General features: G+C 35.4%; 14 protein-coding genes and 2 pseudogenes. 2 read left to right on the forward strand and 14 right to left on the reverse strand.

The genetic code is table 11. From position 1 onward, the window contains the following. Positions 1-6: 6 nt before the first annotated feature. From secA to ACGH6S_RS04760, 4 genes are all read right to left on the reverse strand, one after another. Positions 7-2,739, reverse strand: coding sequence for a preprotein translocase subunit SecA (gene secA, locus ACGH6S_RS04745; RefSeq protein ID WP_411578374.1), 2,733 nt, complete (start codon positions 2,737-2,739; stop codon positions 7-9). 77 nt (positions 2,740-2,816) lie between these two features. Beyond that, positions 2,817-3,161 carry a hypothetical protein gene (locus tag ACGH6S_RS04750; RefSeq protein ID WP_085164302.1) on the reverse strand — a complete coding sequence of 115 codons (345 nt, stop codon included), beginning with the start codon at positions 3,159-3,161 and terminating at the stop codon, positions 2,817-2,819. 204 nt (positions 3,162-3,365) lie between these two features. Next, complete coding sequence (locus tag ACGH6S_RS04755; protein ID WP_174798684.1) at positions 3,366-4,910, reverse strand: multicopper oxidase family protein; 1,545 nt, start codon at positions 4,908-4,910, stop codon at positions 3,366-3,368. 121 nt (positions 4,911-5,031) lie between these two features. Next, the gene (locus ACGH6S_RS04760; protein ID WP_411578375.1) at positions 5,032-5,409 is read right to left on the reverse strand and encodes a hypothetical protein; all 378 of its coding nucleotides are present in this window, start codon (positions 5,407-5,409) and stop codon (positions 5,032-5,034) included. A 219-nt stretch (positions 5,410-5,628) separates the two neighbouring features. Between ACGH6S_RS04760 and ACGH6S_RS04765 the strand changes: the two genes are divergently transcribed. After that, positions 5,629-6,693 carry an MJ1255/VC2487 family glycosyltransferase gene (locus ACGH6S_RS04765; RefSeq protein WP_411578376.1) on the forward strand — a complete coding sequence of 355 codons (1,065 nt, stop codon included), beginning with the start codon at positions 5,629-5,631 and terminating at the stop codon, positions 6,691-6,693. A 10-nt stretch (positions 6,694-6,703) separates the two neighbouring features. Next, complete coding sequence (gene folA, locus ACGH6S_RS04770) at positions 6,704-7,207, forward strand: type 3 dihydrofolate reductase (RefSeq protein ID WP_174798681.1); 504 nt, start codon at positions 6,704-6,706, stop codon at positions 7,205-7,207. A gap of 47 nt (positions 7,208-7,254) precedes the next feature. Here folA and relA read toward each other — a convergent pair whose 3' ends face one another. From relA to nfsA, 10 genes and pseudogenes are all read right to left on the reverse strand, one after another. Further along, a complete protein-coding gene (gene relA, locus ACGH6S_RS04775; RefSeq protein WP_411578377.1) occupies positions 7,255-9,513 on the reverse strand; it encodes a GTP diphosphokinase in 2,259 nt (752 codons plus the stop codon). Positions 9,514-9,516: 3 nt separating this feature from the next. Next, positions 9,517-10,860, reverse strand: a complete 1,344-nt coding sequence (rlmD, locus tag ACGH6S_RS04780; protein ID WP_411578378.1) for a 23S rRNA (uracil(1939)-C(5))-methyltransferase RlmD — start codon at positions 10,858-10,860, stop codon at positions 9,517-9,519. A gap of 12 nt (positions 10,861-10,872) precedes the next feature. Further along, the gene (coaD, locus tag ACGH6S_RS04785) at positions 10,873-11,361 is read right to left on the reverse strand and encodes a pantetheine-phosphate adenylyltransferase (RefSeq protein ID WP_174798678.1); all 489 of its coding nucleotides are present in this window, start codon (positions 11,359-11,361) and stop codon (positions 10,873-10,875) included. 166 nt (positions 11,362-11,527) lie between these two features. Further along, entirely contained in the window at positions 11,528-12,529 is a 1,002-nt protein-coding gene (gene galM, locus ACGH6S_RS04790; RefSeq protein ID WP_411578379.1) for a galactose-1-epimerase, read from the reverse strand. Then, positions 12,520-13,677 (reverse strand): galactokinase, encoded by a 1,158-nt coding sequence (galK, locus tag ACGH6S_RS04795; RefSeq protein ID WP_411578380.1) that lies wholly within the window; start codon positions 13,675-13,677, stop codon positions 12,520-12,522. The genes galM and galK overlap by 10 nt, the downstream gene beginning before the upstream one ends. Beyond that, positions 13,678-14,727, reverse strand: a pseudogene (gene galT, locus ACGH6S_RS04800) (galactose-1-phosphate uridylyltransferase). It abuts the gene before it with no gap. Positions 14,728-14,771: 44 nt separating this feature from the next. Beyond that, a complete protein-coding gene (gene galE, locus ACGH6S_RS04805) occupies positions 14,772-15,785 on the reverse strand; it encodes a UDP-glucose 4-epimerase GalE (protein ID WP_411578403.1) in 1,014 nt (337 codons plus the stop codon). Positions 15,786-15,834: 49 nt separating this feature from the next. Continuing rightward, positions 15,835-17,108: pseudogene (locus ACGH6S_RS04810) on the reverse strand (MFS transporter). A 547-nt stretch (positions 17,109-17,655) separates the two neighbouring features. Continuing rightward, on the reverse strand, positions 17,656-18,819 hold the full coding sequence (locus tag ACGH6S_RS04815; RefSeq protein ID WP_174798676.1) for a histidine-type phosphatase: 1,164 nt from the start codon (positions 18,817-18,819) through the stop codon (positions 17,656-17,658). Then, positions 18,816-19,541 carry an oxygen-insensitive NADPH nitroreductase gene (gene nfsA / locus ACGH6S_RS04820; protein ID WP_065609093.1) on the reverse strand — a complete coding sequence of 242 codons (726 nt, stop codon included), beginning with the start codon at positions 19,539-19,541 and terminating at the stop codon, positions 18,816-18,818. The genes ACGH6S_RS04815 and nfsA overlap by 4 nt, the downstream gene beginning before the upstream one ends. Position 19,542 lies beyond the last annotated feature (1 nt).

Below are 19,542 nucleotides of genomic sequence, written 5' to 3' on the forward strand. Positions count from 1 at the left end.
TTTTCTTTACTGAACAGCACCATGGCAATGTTTATATTTTTTACCTGAACCACAAGGGCATGGATCATTACGACCAACTTTGGCTTGAGTTCGTACTATTGGTTGCGAAGAAGTGCCTGCTGATAGTTCTTCATTTTCGCCATTTATACTTGCTACCGAATCATGGTTAGCTTGTTGTTTAGCCATTAGTTTTTCCATTTCTGCTAGGCGTTGGCGTTCAGCTTCGTCAACTTCTTCTTGTGAGCGAATTTGTACGCGACTCAAAATACCAATAACATCATATTTTAATGATTCTAGCATGTTAGCAAACATATTAAACGACTCACGTTTATATTCCTGTTTTGGATCTTTTTGTGCATAGCCGCGCAAATGAATACCTTGGCGTAAATAATCCATAGCTGCTAAATGTTCTTTCCAAAGCGTATCAAGTGTTTGTAACATAACACTTTTCTCGAAATGTCTAAATGCTTCAGCTCCAGCCATATTTTCTTTTTCTAAATATTTGTCTTGAGCAATTTGTAAGATTCGTTCACGCAATGTTTCTTCGTGCAGATTTTGCTCTTCATCTAGCCATTTTGCGACCGGTAAATCCAAATCAAAGTCTGTTTTTAGTGCAGTTTCAAGACCTGGTATATTCCACATATCTTCAATTGATTGTGGTGGAATGTATTGGTCAATTAGAGTGTTAAATACATCACCTCGAATTGAATCAATGGTATCTTTTATATCGGTATTATCAAGTAAACCGTTTCGTTCTCGGTAAATTACTTTACGTTGATCGTTGGCGACATCATCATATTCAAGAAGTTGTTTACGAATATCAAAGTTGCGACTTTCAACTTTCTTTTGAGCATTGGCAATGGCTTTTGTGACCCATGGGTGTTCAATAGCTTCACCTTCTTTCATACCCAATTTACGCATCATATTACCCATACGATCAGAGGCGAAAATTCTCATCAATGGATCTTCCAGTGATAGATAAAAGCGTGAAGCGCCAGGGTCACCTTGACGTCCTGCACGACCTCGTAGTTGGTTGTCGATACGGCGTGACTCGTGACGTTCAGTACCTAAAATATAAAGTCCACCTAACTTAATCACTTCTTCGTGTTTTGTTTGCCAAGCTTGTTTCGCTTTTTCGATGTCTTCTTGTGTTGGATTTTCAATTTTTGCTATATCATTTTGCCAGTTACCACCGAGCATAATATCAGTACCACGACCAGCCATGTTGGTTGCAATAGTAACTGCACCTTTACTCCCTGCATTAGCAATGATTTCTGCTTCTTGAGCATGGAATTTAGCATTTAGGACATTATGTTTGATACCTGCTTTTTTAAATGCTTGTGAAACTAATTCTGATTTTTCGATTGATGCTGTTCCGACTAAAACAGGTTGACCGCGTTTTACACATTCTTGTACATCAGATACAATCGCATTTATCTTTTCCTTTTCGGTCATATAGACAAGGTCGGATTGATCTTTTCGTTGCATTGGGCGATTAGTTGGAATAACAATCGTATCTAAACCATAAATTTGGTTAAACTCAAATGCTTCAGTGTCAGCAGTACCTGTCATGCCCGCTAGTTTTTCATATAAACGGAAATAGTTTTGGAAAGTAATTGAAGCCAGTGTTTGGTTCTCATTTTGGATTTTAACGTGTTCTTTTGCTTCAACAGCTTGATGTAAACCATCAGACCAACGTCGACCATCCATTGTTCTTCCAGTATGTTCGTCAACGATGATAATTTCGTTATCTCTGACAATATAATCAACGTCGCGATGGAATAGGTGGTGAGCGCGTAGGGCTGCATTAACGTGATGCATCAATACGATATTGCTTGGCGCATAAAGTGACTCATCACCTTTCATGATACCTTGTTTTATCAGTAATTCTTCAACTTTAACTAAGCCTCGTTCTGTTAAGTTAACTTGGCGTGATTTTTCATCAATTGAGAAGTCACCATCACCTTGGAACTGGTCAGAGTCTTCTTTTTCTTGACGGGTTAAGTAAGGAATGATTTTATCAACGCTAATATATCTGTCGGAACTATCTTCCGCTTGACCTGAAATAATCAGAGGTGTTCTTGCTTCATCAATTAAAATTGAGTCAACTTCATCGACTAAGGCGTAATGTAATGGACGTTGTACTCGAGCATCTTTGGTAAATACCATATTATCGCGTAGGTAGTCGAAACCATATTCATTATTGGTACCATAGGTGATATCTGCGTTGTAAGCCTCACGTTTTATGTGTGCGGGCATATTTGGCAGGTTAATCCCTACAGTTAAGCCCAAAAATTCGAATAAAGGACGATTATTTTCAGCGTCTCGCTGCGCTAAGTAATCATTAACCGTAACAACGTGTACACCTTTACCTGTTAGTGCATTCAAGTAGGCAGGTAATGTCGCTGTTAAAGTTTTACCTTCACCCGTACGCATTTCAGCAATGCAACGTTCATTTAATACCATACCACCGATTAACTGCACATCAAAATGACGCATGCCAAATACACGTTTACTCGCTTCACGTACCACTGCGAAAGCTTCTTCCAAAATATCATCTAATTGGGTTCCAGAGGCAATCCTGTCTTTAAATTCTGTAGTTTTTGCTTTTAGTTCATCATCAGTTAATGCTTCCATGTCTGGTTCAAGTGCATTAATTTTTTCAACTCGTTTACGCATACTTTTTAATACGCGCTCATTGCGGCTACCAAATACTTTTGTCAATAATTTTAATAACATAACTTTTCTCTTGTTTTTTAATACGGATTTTAAGGCTTTTGCCTTGAATAAAAATTAGTTTTATTTGTGTGTAAATTCTAAGAGGTAGTTTTTGGTCCAGCTCGTATGCCGTTGTAAGGGGATAGTCGGATTGCCTTGCTAGGGGAAAGATCATCATAATTAGGCATTATTAAAAGTACTACAGTATGCTGTTTTTGGGAACATGCTAGTGTTTGTGACTTTCTTTGTGCTGTTTCTCTGTGATCTTGTACAATGGATGTAATAGCAATAATTCCACTGTGCGAAACATCAGATTCCGATGGAAGCGCTTCGTTTTGACATAAACCAAACCCAGCAGCAATCACACCTAATAATAAGTGCGACAAAGCGGTTTTAATAATCAATCGTTTGCGGAGTTTTTGCCAATAGTTAATGACGATCATAATCTGTGCATTTTAGCATTTTTTAGCAAAAGAAAAAACCCTTATTACAAGGGGAATAATTTAATAAAAGGAATTTTAATAAGATGATAGGTTTATAAAAACTCGCTTTTTTTCGGTAATGATAAGCGAGTTTTTGTTAATTTAACTTCCCTTAATCCAACCATACTAAAAATTGAATCAAGGAAAGGAATAAAGGAAGAAATATTATTCCACCATTAATTGCCCCATCATGCCAGTTGTTTCATGTTCAATAATGTGACAGTGATACATGCGAAGCCCAGGAAGATTTTGCTGTATTTTGATGGTAAGTTTTTCGTGTGGTCGCAAATTAATGGTATCTTTTAAGGCAATATAATCAGGCTGAGTTTTTTTACCATTTAACTCGTGCGATTGTACAATAAATTGTGCACCATGGATGTGGAAATTGTGATCCATATGGGAATTATTGAATATTGTCCATTCTTCAATATCGTGAATTTTGCTTTTTAGATCAATTCGCGACATGTCATGACGTTTACCATTAATTAAAAATAACACACCACCACGCGGCTCTTTCATATCCATCACTTCGGTATATTCCAGTAATTTATGGACGACAACAGGCCCCATATTAGGTAGTTGGTTTAATGTGTTTGGTAAGGTGATTGGATCGGATTTAGTCAGTGTTAACTCACCTAATATTATATCTTGTTCTGGTGGTACATTGCCCATTTTATTGCGATCATAACCGATTGATTGTAAATATACAGTACCAGTTTGTTTTGGTATTATGACTAATTCAGCACGTTCAGCCGGAGTTAATAATAAGGGTTTGGTAAGCAGATAGGGTTTAGCTAATAGTCCACCATCAGTGCCAACTAAAAAAACATCGCAGTTAGGGATAGAAAGATTGAGATATCGACCTGAACACGAATTCCATACTCGGATATGTGTGGCTGAATCTATTTTGATTTTTGGGCGGTAACTGCCATTTATCAATACAAATTGGCCTTCGCGTCCATTCATCCAATCAACCATTGAATTATCAGCAATTTGGCCTTTGTCGGTTAATTTTAAGTCAGAAAAGAACCAATTTTGTTCAGGGAACGATGCAAGTGGATCGTGTTTGCTACGAACAATAAATGTACCAGCTAAACCTCGATAAACTTGTTCTGCTACTGTATTGTGTCCGTGAGGATGATACCAATAAGTGCCAGCCGTATCTTTAGGAATGGTAAACTCATAAGTTCGACTGCCTCCTGCTGGAATTTCGTTTTGTGGGTTGCCGTCTTGATCAGATGGAATGAGCAAGCCGTGCCAATGAATTGTCGTTGATTGAGTAAGTTCATTTTTTACAGTGATTTTAACATGGTCTTCTTCAAATACTTCAATTTTCGGACCAGGTATCATTCCATTATAGGTCCAAAATTCCGTGGTTAAATCTGGCGTTAATGCAATTTTGGTTGGTTTTATATGTAATGTTGCTTCAAAAATACCTTTTTGCTTGCTCTCATTTTTTAAGTTGGTCAAAGTTGGTAGATCCATTCCTTGTGGTAGTGCTGAAGTCGATAAAAGTTTTTGCGGCATTTGATTGTGATTCATGTCCATATTCATGTGTTGGTGCATATTATCCCCCTTTTGACATTCATCAGAATGAGTATCACACATTGTGTCATGCATATTATTGTGCCCCATTTGGGCTATAGCTTTAGTTGCGACCAATCCACCGATAGCTGTGGTAATATTTATCAAAAAATTTCGGCGTTTCATGATGTTCCTCAAAAATAGTTAAGTTTAACAATAACCTGCTGGTTATACTGATAAAACAAATATCAATATAATTCAGTTATTACGTGTTGTGTTACTTACTGCTTTTATTTACATAAATCAATTAAACAGCTTGCGGCGGTCTTAACTCTGGAATAAATTCGTTATATTGTAGAATAGGCTTAATGGGCAGATATCGTTCACTGCTAGACGAAATATAAAGTTTTGTAGGAAAATGAGAATTTAAAATATTACAGGTTGAACACTGATGAAACAAAGCACAAGATGATATGATCGTGTTTTTTCGCAAAACCAAAACTGGCTCGTTAGAAATAGATTCGTGTTTAGGTGTTAATTCAGATGTGAAATGAGCAGAATGACAAGTTAAAGCTGGTGATAATAGTAAGTTAGATAAATGCCATGAAGAATAACTAAACCAAAATAGTATTGATGCTAATACAATTATCAGGCAAATTGGTTTATTTTGGGGTGTTATAGGCATCTTGATATCTCGCTATTTTTTGTAAAATAAATAATAGCCCTACTTAAAGTTTAAATATCACCTTGATATAACTAGTTTAATTTAATTGTATTGATTTGTCGACTTGTCTATTAATATATTAAAAATACTAAAATTTTAAGTTAATGTGTAAAAAAATAAGATAATTATGACGTGTTCTGGTATGATATTTATCAATAATAATTGGCAAATAATATTGATATGAAGATTCTTTTTGGTGTTCAAGGAACAGGAAATGGCCATGTCAGTCGTTGTAGAACTTTAGCTAAAGCATTAAAAAAAGCTGGAGCTGATGTTGATTATATTTTTAGTGGACGTGATCCTAAAGACTATTTTGATATGCAAGTTTTTGGTGATTATAAGACTTATCGCGGTGTCACCTTTGCAACACTAAACGGTAAAATTAATTTTCGTAAAACCATACAACGAATTCGCGCTTTCAGGCTGATTAAAGACGTGCGGGAACTCGATTTATCAAAGTATGATTGTATTATTAGTGATTTTGAGCCAGTCACTGCTTGGGCCGCACATCATCAGCAACGTGACTGTTTAGGTATAAGTAATCAGGCCGTATGCCAATATCTTAAACCTAAAGAATATGGGTTAGTTGCCAATGTAATTATGAAATATTATGCGCCAGTTACTAAACCTATTGGTTTGCATTGGTTTCATTTTGGGCATAAGTTATTGCCACCGATGATTGATTCATTTAATGCCACACCAACAGAAGATGGCAGCATTGTGGTTTATTTGCCGTTTGAAGGCATAGATGAAATCATTGGTATGTTAAAACAATTTCAAGATCATCAATTTATCTGTTTTCACCCAGATATAAAGCAAGAATCGCAACGAGGTAATATTAATTTTCAACCTCTTAGTCGTGATAGTTTTACGCAAGCTTTAGTCAATTGCTCTGGCATTATTTCAAATACGGGCTTTGCATTGATTTCTGAAGCATTAACGCTTGGTAAAAAGATTCTTACTAAGCCTGTGGCAGGTCAATTTGAACAAATTTATAATGCTCAATGTTTACGATCTCTTGATATGGCAACGGTTATGGAAAGTTTAAACTGTATCAAACTTAAGTATTGGTTAGATTTACCTTCACCAAAACCAATAATATACCCTGATGTTGCTACAGAATTGTCTAATTGGATCGTTGCTGGACAAAAAGAGGCGTTACTTTCTTTAAGCGAACGACTTTGGAGTCAAACTATCTTTCCTGAGCATGTCAATCAGCGAATAAAATCTTTAGGGTATGTGTAAAGGAACGGATATGATATTAAGTATTATTGTAGCCATGGCCGATAATCGTGTAATTGGCTTAAATAATCAAATGCCTTGGCATTTACCTGCAGATTTGGCATGGTTTAAAAAAAATACACTTAATAAACCCGTTATTATGGGAAGAAAGACATTTGAGTCTATTGGTCGTCCACTACCAAATCGTCATAATATTATTATTTCAAAGCAAGCACCAAGTGAATGTAATTCAACTCAAAATGTAAGCTGGGTTCAATCAATTGATGCCGCCATAGTGTTAGCCCAAGAACAGAATGTTGATGAGGCATTTATTATTGGTGGTGGTAATATTTATAAGCAGACTTTACCGTTAGCAAATCGACTTTATTTAACGCACATAGATGCGGAACTACAGGGGGATACCCATTTCCCTGATTATTCACCTGAGCAATGGCAAGTTATTTATCAAGAAGGACACCAACCTGACGATAAAAATAGCTATTCATATCAGTTTGAAATTTTAGAGAGAAAGCAATAAATATTAAACTTAATTGCCACTAAAAAAGTGGCAATTTAACATGTTAATTAACCTTGAAAACGTTTAGCTTTAATAACATCGGGTAGTTGTTTTATTTTATTGAGCACTCGATTTAACGAATCTTGATCAAAAATTTCCATATCTACGTCGATAGTGGCTAATTGTTGCTTCATATCTGAACGGCTCATTAAACCAAGAACATTAACCTTTTCATTAGCTAAAATCGTGGTGATATCTCGCAATAAACCACTTCGATCGTTGGCAACAATCTTTATCACCATGGTATAACTTGATTGGGTATTGTTGTTCCAAACAGCGTGAGTAATACGTTCAGGCGCATGATTTTTAAGGTCTTGCAATTGCTCACAATCAGCTCGGTGAATTGAAATACCTCGCCCATGAGTTACAAACCCCACAATTAGATCGCCAGGAATAGGGCGGCAACAGTTTGCAATGGTATACATTAAGTTATCCACACCCTCAATAATAATTTCACTGCCTTTTTTGTTGTTGAATTTATTAGTATTTTTAGATTGTATATTCGTTTTTTGGGCAATCTGTTTTAATGCTGCTTCATCTTCCTCTTCAGCAGTTGGTTTATTAAATTGTGCATTGATAAAATTAACTAATTGATTAATCCTTACATCACCACTACCAATACCTGCTAATACCTCGTCAAATGAATGAGCGTTATATTTATTAATTAAGATTTTTTCGACACTTTTTATACTAATGTTTAAAGGTTCAAGTTCACTTTGTAAAATTTGCTCACCTGCGGCGATATTTTTATCGCGATCTTGCTTTTTAAACCAGGCTTGAATTTTAGCTCTGGCACGACTACTATTAACGAATCCAGTATTCGGATTTAGCCAATCTCGACTAGGATTTGGCTGTTTTTGGGTAATAACTTCAACTTGATCGCCCATTTTTAAATTATAGGTAAATGGTACAATTCGCCCGCCTACTTTGGCTCCAATACAGCGGTGACCCACATCGCTATGTATATGATAAGCAAAATCAAGTGGAGTTGACCTAGCAGGCAAGTCAACAACATCACCTTTAGGCGTAAAAACATAAACTCGGTCATCAAAAATTTGGCTACGAACGGCTTCTTGTATTTCACCACTTTCCGACATTTCTTGTTGCCATGTTAATAATTTACGCAACCAAGAAATTCGTTGATCATAAGCTGTCATTTTGTCGGTACTGCCTTCTTTATATTTCCAATGTGCAGCAATACCTAGTTCAGCCTCATTGTGCATTTTTTCAGTACGAATTTGAATTTCGATTGCTTTATCTTGTGGACCATAAACAACAGTATGGATCGATTGATAACCATTTGGTTTAGGATTTGCTACATAATCGTCAAATTCTTTTGCGATATGTTTATAATGGCTGTGGACAATACCTAATGCATTATAACAATCTTCAATACGATCACAGATAATGCGCACAGCACGAATATCATATAGATCTTCGAATTGAAGGTGTTTACGCTCCATTTTTCGCCATATACTATAAATATGTTTAGGACGACCGTATACCTCAGCTCGAATATGATCTTGATTCATCAAATCTTGTAAATGGCTTACAAATTGTTTGATGTACAGTTCACGATCTAATCGTTTTTCTTGCAATTTTTTTGCTATTAATCGATATTCATCTGGATGTAAATAGCGGAAGCAGAAATCTTCTAGCTCCCATTTTAATTGACCTATGCCTAAACGGTTGGCTAAGGGCGCATAGATGTTAAAACATTCTTTAGCTGCAAGGACCTGTTCTTCTTGAGGTGCATTGATTAAATTGCGTAAGTAGGTAATGCGTTCTGCCAATTTAATCACTACACTTCTGAAGTCATTTACCATCGCTAGTAGCATTCGGCGAATACTATCAATTTGTTCGGAAGTAGCACTGCCGTTACGAATTGCTCGTAATTGGCGAATTTCTTTCATCCTAACAATACTAGAAATAATATGAGAAATTTCACGATCAAAATCTTCTGGAATATCTTCTCGGCGAATAATTTTGCTATCAACAAAAGGAAGCAATAAAGCCGCACATAAACTATTAATATCCATATTAAGTGTCGATAGAATTTCGACCATTTCTATCGCATTTTGGAAACAGAAAATTTGCTCTGATGCACCTGCGCTGTTTTCAAAACAAAAATCCCAAACTTCTCTAAACTTCTTATAAGATGCAGGATTAGTTAATAACAATTCTTGTTTTACCCATTGTTCTACATCAAATTGAGCAAGGGAATAGTGTTCTTCACTATGTTGGTGTGCGCCTCTAATAGATACCATAACTTATGTTCCTGATTTTATTAGCAACAACATTGATTCAATGTGTTTGGTTTGCGGAAACATATCTAAAATAGCAATTTGAGCAATTTGATATCCTGCATCGATAAGTTGTTTACTATCTCGAGCTAGTGTAGCAGGATTACACGATATATAAACAATTTTTGATGGGGCTAATTTTGCAATTTCTATTGTTGCATTAAACGCTCCTGCTCTTGCTGGATCTAATAATACTTTATTATAATTATATTGTGATTGACTCCATATCGAAAATTGTTGAGTATCATCTAAATTGCTGGTTAAAAAATTAGTTTCCGCACAAATCTCAGTATTATTTAATATAGCGTTGAATTTTGCTTTTTCAACCAAGGTATCAACACCTTCAACTCCCGTTACAGTTTTACTTAATTTTGCTATAGGTAACGAAAAATTGCCCATTCCGCAAAACAGATCTAAAACCCGATCTGTTGGTTGTAACGTTAGCCAGTTAAGCGCCTGTTCGATCATCTTTTGATTAATTTTACAATTTACCTGAATAAAATCTAGAGGGCTGAATGTTAATTTTAAATGATTAATTAAATAAAAATGCTCAGTATTACCGGCAATATGTATTAAATCATCGCCGTGAAAATAAAGTGAAATATTGTTATTTTCGGCGAATTCTTTTAATAGGTTAACATCATGATTGCTTAGAGGCATAGTGTGTCTTAAAACAAGAATAATACCGCTATCGACCGAAATTAGTTCAACGTGACCCAGTACTTTTTTCTGTTTTATGTTATTGAGCATGCTTTGTAATGGTGCTAGCAATGAATCTAATTCATCAACTAATACAGGACAATGTTTGATATTGATTATTTGATTAGATTCTGCTTGGCGAAATCCAATTGCTAATTGGCCTTTAACGATATTAATTGAAAGTCTTGCACGTCGACGATAATGGTAAGGTTGATCGGCAATAATTTGCGGTGAATTTTTAACGATATTTGATAAAGGTTGTCCTGTCTCTTTTTGTAATAGATTTATCAACGCATCATATTTTGCTTGTTGTTGCATCTGTGGTGCAATATGTTGTAGCTCACAACCTCCACATTGTTGATAATATTCACATAGAGGTTTAACGCGGTATTTGCTTTGATTATGATATCTAATGACTTTAGCTTTAGCGTAATTTTTCTTATTTTCAGTTAACTCAATATCAACGGTTTCATCAGGCAAGGCTGATTTTACAAAAATTGTTTTACCTTTATGATTGGCCACACCTTGCCCAAAGGCATCTAAAGATGAAATAGTTACTGTCAATTTTTGTGGTGTGAACTTTTTTCTTTGTGGAGTGTAAAAATTAACCATAGACGTTTTTATTTATGTTAAGCGTTTTAATAAAGCTGTTTTGACATGTAGTGGTACTAAATTTGTTATATCACCGCCATGGTAGGCAACATCTTTTACTATTGTCGATGAAATAAATCCCATTGCAATTGATGGCATTAAAAAGATAGTGTCTAAATCAGATTTTAATGCACGATTCATTTCGGCAAGTTGCCTTTCGTATTCAAAATCGTGTGTTGTACGAACGCCTCGAACGATAACTGTGGCATTATGGGTTTGTGCAAAATTAGCCATTAAATTGTCAAAGCCAATAACTTCGACATTGAGTAAATGTTCAACTGCTGTTGATGCTAAATTCACGCGTTCTTCTAGATTAAAGAGTGTTTTTTTATTAGGATTTTCGGCAATAGCAACAATTAATCGAGGAAACAGTAACGAAGCTCGTGTAACAAGATCAATATGACCATTAGTAATGGGATCAAAAGTACCCGGAAAAATAGCAGTTAAACTTTTGCTTTTCATATTTAATATTATCCATTAGGTATGATGACTGTATCATACCTAATTTTACTTAGGATTGTTAGTTTAACCGTGCAAAATTCTTTTGCTCAAATTGTTAGATTTCTAGTAATGTAAATATGAAAAAGCTAGATGTTATTAATATACAGCAATAATTAAGTCAAACAACTTATTGATTTATAAGAAATTGGTAAGCAGTGTAATGTTCATATATTTGTTCTGGTTGTAAAAAGCAGCTTGGTTGTGGCCAGTCAGGATGATTAGGGCTGTCCGGTAAAAATTGGCTTTCTAATGCTATGCCAGCAAAATTTCCATATTCACCATTATGCCGGTTTGGTGTATGTTGTAAAAAGTTACCTGTATAAATCTGTAATGACGGTTTGGTTGTAGTAACATTCATTGTTACTTTTTTATCAGATGAAATGAGTTGAGCGGCTATCGCTTTGGTTTTATCTAATAAATAAGCATGATCATAACCACCAGTTATTTGCCTTTCTGCGCTTTCAAGTAGTTTTTCCGATAAAAGTTTTGGTTGACGTAAATCCATATCGTGCATGGCAACACTAGCTAAGCCCTTATTAGGGATACCATTGGCATTAACTGGCAAATAATAGTTAGCATTTACTTTTAATTTGTGATTAAGTATATCCTTGCTTATTTCACCATCTAAATTAAAGTAAGCATGATTAGTCAAATTCACTGGCGTAGTTTTTGTTGTAGTTGCATTAAACAAGATAATTACTTGATTGTCATCGGTGAGTTTATACGTTACTGTTACATTCAGCTCACCAGGAAACCCCTGATCACCATCAGGTGAAATCAAAAGGAAGGTCACTTGCTGATCGGAGCAAGATTGAATTAACCATAATTGTTTATCGAAGCCTAATTTTCCGCCGTGTAATTGATTTACACCTTGATTCGCAGTGAGATAATATTGTTTATTGTCAATATTAATAGTAGCATTGGCAATACGGTTAGCATATCGGCCTATTGTAGCACCTAAATAGGCATCCTGTTGTTGGTATTGTTCAAGTGAGCGACAGCCGAGTAGCACTTCACGAGTCTGTCCATTAACGGGCAATTCACAGGAAAGCCATGTAGCTCCCCAGTTTGAAAGTTTTATTTGCATTCCTTGTTTATTGGACAGTTCAATAATTTGCGTTATAGGCATATCGCGTGTGCTCCTTCACTTGGTTTACAGACATAAAAATCTTCTTTAATACCAAATTTTTTAGCATAACTATCGCTAACAACGGTTTTAACAGCATCAACTTTATCTTTTGGTACTAATGCCACAACACAACCACCAAAGCCACCGCCTGTCATGCGAACACCGCCTTGTTCACCAATTACACCGTGAATTATTTCAACTAGATAATCAATAGCGGGGACTGTAATTTCAAAATCATCACGCATTGAATTGTGACTCTGTGCCATGAGTTTTGATAATAATTTATAATCACCATCTGTAAGAGCTTGTGCTGCCTTTAGTGTGCGCTCATTTTCAGTGATTACATGATGAGCTCGTTTAAAGACAATTGGATCGAGCGTGTTTTCAATATGTTGTAATTCAGTTAAGGACGCGTCTCTTAAGGCTTTTACCCCAAGGGCTTGTGCTGCTGCTTCACACTGTTTACGTCGAGTATTATATTCACTATCAACTAATCCTCGTTTGATATTTGAATTGATGATAACTACAGCAAAATCTTTAGGAATTGAGACTGGTTTAACTTCTAATGAACGACAATCAATTAATAATGCATGTTGGCTTTGTCCAAGGGAAGATATTAGTTGATCCATGATGCCACAATTGCAACCAACAAATTGGTTTTCGGCCTCTTGACCAATTAGGGCTAACTTGGTGCCATCTAAAGCCAAGTTATAAAGAACTTGGAACATTTTAGCTACCGCAACCTCTAGAGATGCTGATGAACTTAGTCCTGCTCCTTGAGGAACGTTTCCACTAATAGCAAAATCGACGCCATGGATATTATTTGCATATTTTTTTAAGTGCTTTACCACCCCACGTATGTAGTTAGCCCACATATAATCTGGATGTTTTTCAATAGGAGAATCTAAAGAAAATTCATCTTGTTGATTATCATAATCAACCGCAATAACTCGAACAAGATTATCTGAACGTTTGTGACAACTTATTATCGTTTGATAATCGATAGCACAAGGTAAAACAAAACCATCATTATAATCGGTATGCTCGCCAATCAAATTTACACGACCGGGGGCTTGTATAAGTGTATCGGGTTTATAATCAAATTTAGATTCAAATGCTTGTGTAGTAGCTTTGATTAATGCGTTCATCTATTTATCCTTTTTGTCTTTATAATGCACATCACTAACGTTACGTAACCTTTCAGCTGCTTGCTCTGGGGTTAAATCACGTTGTACTTCGGCTAACATTTCGTAACCTACCATAAATTTTTTTACTGTGGCGGAACGTAATAAAGGGGGATAAAAATGTGCATGTACTTGCCAATAATCATTTTTATCTTGCATAAATGGCGCACCATGCCAGCCCATAGAGTATGGGAAAGAGCAATGAAATAAATTATCGTAGCGACTCGTTAATTTTTTGAGCGCAATAGCTAAATCACTTTGTTGTTTGTCATTTAATTGGGTTAATTGTGGAATGTGAATTTTTGGTAATAATAATGTTTCAAATGGCCATATTGCCCAAAAAGGAACAACGGCAAGCCAATACTTAGTTTCTACAACGATTCGCTCACGATTAATAAGTTCCTTTTCAGCATAATCAACCAATAAATTGCGATGATATTTTTCAAAGTAATTGCGCATATTTAGATCTTCGCGCGCAATCTCATTTGGTAAAAAGCTATTTGCCCAAACTTGTCCATGTGGATGAGGGTTAGAGCACCCCATTGCTGATCCTTTGTTTTCAAACACTTGTACCCAAGGATAGTTTTCACCCAACTCCTGCTGTTGTTCTATCCAAGTTTTAATTACTCCTTCAATTGCAGGTAAATCAAGTTCAGGTAATGTTTTACTGTGATCGGGTGAAAAACAGATAACTCGACTAGTACCTTTTGCGCTTTGCATTTAGAATAATGGATCGGCGTTTTTTGGTGATTCTGGAGTATTTTCCATTAATGCTGCAAAATCATTAGTAAAAACAAATGGTCCCTTATATTGGGGGTTGATATCTCCTGTTACCCGTTTATTTCCTGGACACAAAAAGCAAGTTGGATCATAACTTGGTTTTTGCTCTTCGTTTAATACTTCTTGTTGTCCTTGCCATGGGCGTTTTGCCCTATGTGGTGAAACAAGTACCCATTGATTGGTCAATGGGTTGTAACGACGATGAGGATGGTCAACTGGGTTAAAAATATCCATTTTTGCCTCTTCTGTTAATTTTGTATGTTTTATAAAATGTATTATTAATCAGGATAGCTTTGAGGGTTATTTGATTGCCAATTCCATGAATCTTTTACCATGTCATCAAGCGTGAGTTTGGTTTTCCAACCTAATATTTGCTCAGCTTTATTAGCATCAGCCCAGAATGCTGGTAAATCACCTGCTCGTCTTGGGGCAAAGTGCCAATTAAGAGGTTTTCCTGATGCTTTTTCAAAAGCTTTAATGACTTGTAATACGCTATAACCAACACCTGATCCTAAATTGTAAATATGCACACCAGCTTTGTTTTGATCGGTTTTGAGTGCAGCGATATGCCCATCGGCCAAATCAACAACATGTATAAAATCACGAACGCAAGTCCCATCTATTGTTGGATAATCATTACCAAAAACAGCTAATGACTCTCTTTTGCCTACAGCAACTTGGGTAATATAAGGCATAAGATTATTAGGAACACCAAGTGGGTCTTCGCCCATTAATCCACTTGGATGGGCTCCAACAGGATTAAAATAACGTAGTAAAGTTAGTGACCAATCGGGCTCAGCAAAGGCTAAGTCCATAATACATTGCTCAACCATTAATTTACTTTTTCCATACGGACTAGTAGGTAAACCTTGTGGTAATGTTTCAACATAAGGAACAGGGGCTAATTCGCCATAGACAGTGGCCGACGAACTAAATACTAACTGTTTAACGCCAGCAGCTCGCATTGCTTTCATAAGTACGATACTGCCGTAGACATTGTTTTCATAATATTCTAGCGGTTTGTGGACTGATTCACCGACTGCTTTTAAACCAGCAAAATGGATCACCGCTTTAATGTCATGTTCTGAAAAAATCTTAGTTAATAGTTTTTCATCGCATACATCGCCTTGATAAAAAATGACGGATTGCCCAGTAATTTTTTGTATTCTATCTAGTACTGATGCTTTACTGTTAAACAAATTATCAATAATAATTGGTGTGTAGCCAGATTTAATTAGTTGAACACATGTGTGACTTCCTATATATCCACAACCACCAGTTACTAATATTATTCATAATAAAACCTTCATCTAGTTTAATAATAGTTATAGTGAGTGTCTGCTAATTTTCAGACTCTTCACTGTTGTTATGTTTCCAAAGATCCCATGGTCCACGCCCTGATAATGTAAAGGATGAAATAAGCGTAAAACTAAATGCGATCAAGCCAAGGATTAAATATGCTCCTTCGAAACCTATTTTAACATACATTAACCCCGCAAAAGTGGACATAAACATGATAGATAATTGTTTTGCAAAACAAAATGCAATTAAGTAAACAGTTGCTGATAAGTGAATAGGGAAGTGTTTAGTAATATATTTAAATGCACCGACAAGTAATAAAGGTGCTTCGAACATATGTAGCGTTTTTAATATCACCACTTCAACAGCTGTGCTGGCAAATGCTGAGCCAGTAATACGAATGGACATGATAGCACCAGCAATGAGTAATGTATTTTTACTGCCTAATTTCATTACAATCAGAGGAGCAAAAAACATCACAGTGGCATTTAAAAATTCACCAAGCGTAGTTACATAGCCGAAAGCTTCACGACCCACTTGTTCGTTAGTAAAAAATGAGGTGAAAAAGTTTGCAAATTGTTGATCAAATACATCATAAGTACAAGCAACCCCCAACAATGTAAAGCATGAAAAACCATGTTTTACGCATACTAAGTAAATCAAGGGCAAGTTTTAGATTGAATGGCTTTGGTTTATTTAATCCCATTTGCTCAACAACTTCAGTCGTTGTGGTTTTTGCAGGATCGGCGATTTTAACTAAAATTAAAAGAATCAATGCAAATCCAGAACATAACCAAAAAACGGCATTGACATCTTTAGAAATCATAATTCCAACAAACGAAGCACATATAGCCCAACCAAAACAGCCAAACATGCGACAGCGACCAAATTCAAAACCACTACGTCGACTTATTTTTTCGACAAGTGCTTCAATAGCTGGTGCCCCCACTAAATACCATACCAAGATAAAATCCACCAACAATTGCGCCCAAGGTGACATTTAATTTAAGTAATGGCCCTAAAACGAAGATAAAAAATGGACCAAATAGTACAAGAAGAAGTGTGATAACCCAAAGAAGATGTTTTTTTAATCCTAGTTTATCAGAAATTAACCCGAACAAGGGTTGAAAAAAAAGCGCAAATAGTGAAATAAATGAAAAAACGTCCCCAGTATTTGCCTCATCAAGCCCATTCATTTTTAGCCAAACAGGAAAAAAAGGGCAGTATGCTCCCATAATAAAAAAGTACAGAAAGAAGTAGAGACTGAATACCCAATAATTCTTATTACTTAGTGATGACTTTATTTTTTGATTCATAATGAACTTCCTTTGTTAGGCTTTAAATGACCACACAATCATTTAAAAAAACTTCTGTATGTATATGAACAGGTAAGTTATTTGTTGAGGCGATAATAGCACTAAAATAATTTTGAAAAAGTGATCTAGATAACATTTTATGAAATCGATTACATTTAATGTTAAATTAATTTTTGTTAAAAAGTTTCAGGTAAATATGTGTTTGAGTATAATTTTTGTATTTTATGATGACAATAGTGCAAATTAAAGATCGGTAATCTACTAGATAGGAGGTTTAAAATAATTAATTGGAATAAAAATAAAATAAAACAAATAAAATGCAATTAATTATTGAAAACGATTACATATTATCTATCTACACTCTATTTAGCCTATTGTAATTGACTATGATTTAAGTAAGCTAAATAATTAACATTTATACTGAAACATATATCTACCTGAAACTTTTTGACAAGGAATTTTTTATTAATTAGTATTAGCTTAACTTTTTATTATTAATTTGTTTAATCTTAATTAAATTGGAAAAATTAGATAACCTAATGGTTAATTACCTAGTTTTAATTGATTTTATTCGTTCCTCAAAATCTGACCAATAATAATAACCATCATTATTAACAGAAGCATTTTCCAAATGAAGTTGATAATGTTGTGGTAAATTATTGTCATCAAGTGCTAGCCCGTTATGGAGTTGTTCAAAACTTTGATAAATATATTCGGCTTTAAAAAAGTATTCGCCTGTAGATAGGTGACGAAAACGCTGTAAAGCTACTTTTCCACCAATTGGGGTTATTTCAAATTGATTTGGTAGTTGGTAGTCTTTAAAGTCTAATGCCCCCAGTAATGAAGCGATAGTACTATCGTGTCCAACAAGTAAATTGACTTTACTATCTTGTAGCATAAGATCGTTTATCATGTTGATAATAAGTGCAGCTGAGTGTTTGGCAAGCGTCTTAGAATGGCAAACTAAATTTATATATTGATTACGAATTGCGCTAATTTGTTGCCACTGCTCTTGGCTAGTCAGTCTACCCCATGCAATTTGTTCTTTTGGAAAGGCTGAATAGTATTGCAATAAGAATGCATCAACGGCTGAAATACCTATCGCAAGTGGTCCGAGGAGTGCTGGTTCTTCATGTTTTTTAAAATAAAGTTCGGATGGAATATCGGCTAAATCGCATTTATATTCAGCATATAATTTTGAATGCTTATAATCTAAAATATCGGAAAGGATTTCATAAGCTGGTGCTAGGCTTTTAAAAATATTAGCTGCTTTGTCAGCTTCTTCAATATCACGCAATACCGCATTTTTAAACTCAGTTGAATCGTCTTGCAAGCTAGGATCGAAAATCGGATCCATTTTTTCAATGGCATATTTATGATGAATAGGAATATCATACCCAGCAAAGGCACCAGCTGTCATAAATTGAGCGGTCGCGACAGTTCTTTGCAGACTATTAGAATACACGAATAATTCAGTATTATGTTTTGATAATTTTATATTGTGTTTTTCAAGCCAAGTCGATAAATAGCGGCCAAAATAAACTTCTAATATTCCACCACGAGTGGTCAAATAACCATATGGATGATCCCATTTAGGCCATTTAAAGGGAGTCACTTTTTCTAAAAACTGCAAAGTATTTTGTAATGGTGTACGAATACCATGACGGCTAAGTATAACGATTTTATCTAATTGGTAATGGTTATTTTTCATTTTGTGATCCATCCTTGTTTATGTAAATAATCTAAAATAAAATCACGTTGTTCATTATTTATTGTATTTGCAATTTTATCACTCCAACCACCGGTTTTTTGATTAGTACTACGGTTTTGATAGTAATCACCTATTTGGGTATCATATTTTGCTAAAGTTGCATGATCAAGTGGTTGATATTGGTTTTCAAAAAAGAGAAGCTCTTTAGGTAACCTCGGTTTTATTTCTGGATTATGATCGGGGTAACCAAGGCAAAGCCCAAAAAGAGGAAGAACATATTTTGGTAACTCAAGTAATTGGGTTACTTTATCAAGATCATTTCGCAGTCCACCAATATACACAGCACCAAGTCCTAAGGATTCAGCCGCTATTACTGCATTTTGAGCCATAATTGCTGTATCAACACAGCCCAATAATAACTGCTCTGCTTTGCCAAGATTGAGTGTTGGATCAATTTGAAAATGACGATTAAAATCGGCGCAAAATACCCAAAATTCAGGAGCTTGGTTAACATATTTTTGATCACCAGCATAATGAGCTAGTTTTTCGCGTTTTTGAGGATCTGTAATACGAATAATTGTCGAACATTGAATAAAGTTAGAACTAGAAGCCGACTGTGCTGATCGAACTATAGACGCTATTTGTTCTTGAGTTAAACTAGTTGTTTTATAAGCACGAATAGAGCGGTGTCGACAAAGTAGATCGATGGTTTGATTTTGCATA

The sequence above is a fragment of the Gilliamella sp. BG3 genome (genome assembly GCF_046635605.1).
Classification (GTDB): Bacteria; Pseudomonadota; Gammaproteobacteria; order Enterobacterales; family Orbaceae; genus Gilliamella; species Gilliamella bombi.

Excerpts from the sequence above, each read along its gene's own strand:
- ACGH6S_RS04815 (WP_174798676.1), bottom strand. The coding sequence starts at position 18,819 with ATGAAAAATAACCATTACCAATTAGATAAAATCGTTATACTTAGCCGT.
- ACGH6S_RS04755 (WP_174798684.1), bottom strand. The coding sequence starts at position 4,910 with ATGAAACGCCGAAATTTTTTGATAAATATTACCACAGCTATCGGTGGA.
- ACGH6S_RS04765 (WP_411578376.1), top strand. The coding sequence starts at position 5,629 with ATGAAGATTCTTTTTGGTGTTCAAGGAACAGGAAATGGCCATGTCAGT.
- ACGH6S_RS04750 (WP_085164302.1), bottom strand. The coding sequence starts at position 3,161 with ATGATCGTCATTAACTATTGGCAAAAACTCCGCAAACGATTGATTATT.
- galM (WP_411578379.1), bottom strand. The coding sequence starts at position 12,529 with ATGCCTATAACGCAAATTATTGAACTGTCCAATAAACAAGGAATGCAA.
- galK (WP_411578380.1), bottom strand. The coding sequence starts at position 13,677 with ATGAACGCATTAATCAAAGCTACTACACAAGCATTTGAATCTAAATTT.
- rlmD (WP_411578378.1), bottom strand. The coding sequence starts at position 10,860 with ATGGTTAATTTTTACACTCCACAAAGAAAAAAGTTCACACCACAAAAA.
- coaD (WP_174798678.1), bottom strand. The coding sequence starts at position 11,361 with ATGAAAAGCAAAAGTTTAACTGCTATTTTTCCGGGTACTTTTGATCCC.
- secA (WP_411578374.1), bottom strand. The coding sequence starts at position 2,739 with ATGTTATTAAAATTATTGACAAAAGTATTTGGTAGCCGCAATGAGCGC.
- nfsA (WP_065609093.1), bottom strand. The coding sequence starts at position 19,541 with ATGCAAAATCAAACCATCGATCTACTTTGTCGACACCGCTCTATTCGT.
- folA (WP_174798681.1), top strand. The coding sequence starts at position 6,704 with ATGATATTAAGTATTATTGTAGCCATGGCCGATAATCGTGTAATTGGC.
- relA (WP_411578377.1), bottom strand. The coding sequence starts at position 9,513 with ATGGTATCTATTAGAGGCGCACACCAACATAGTGAAGAACACTATTCC.
- ACGH6S_RS04760 (WP_411578375.1), bottom strand. The coding sequence starts at position 5,409 with ATGCCTATAACACCCCAAAATAAACCAATTTGCCTGATAATTGTATTA.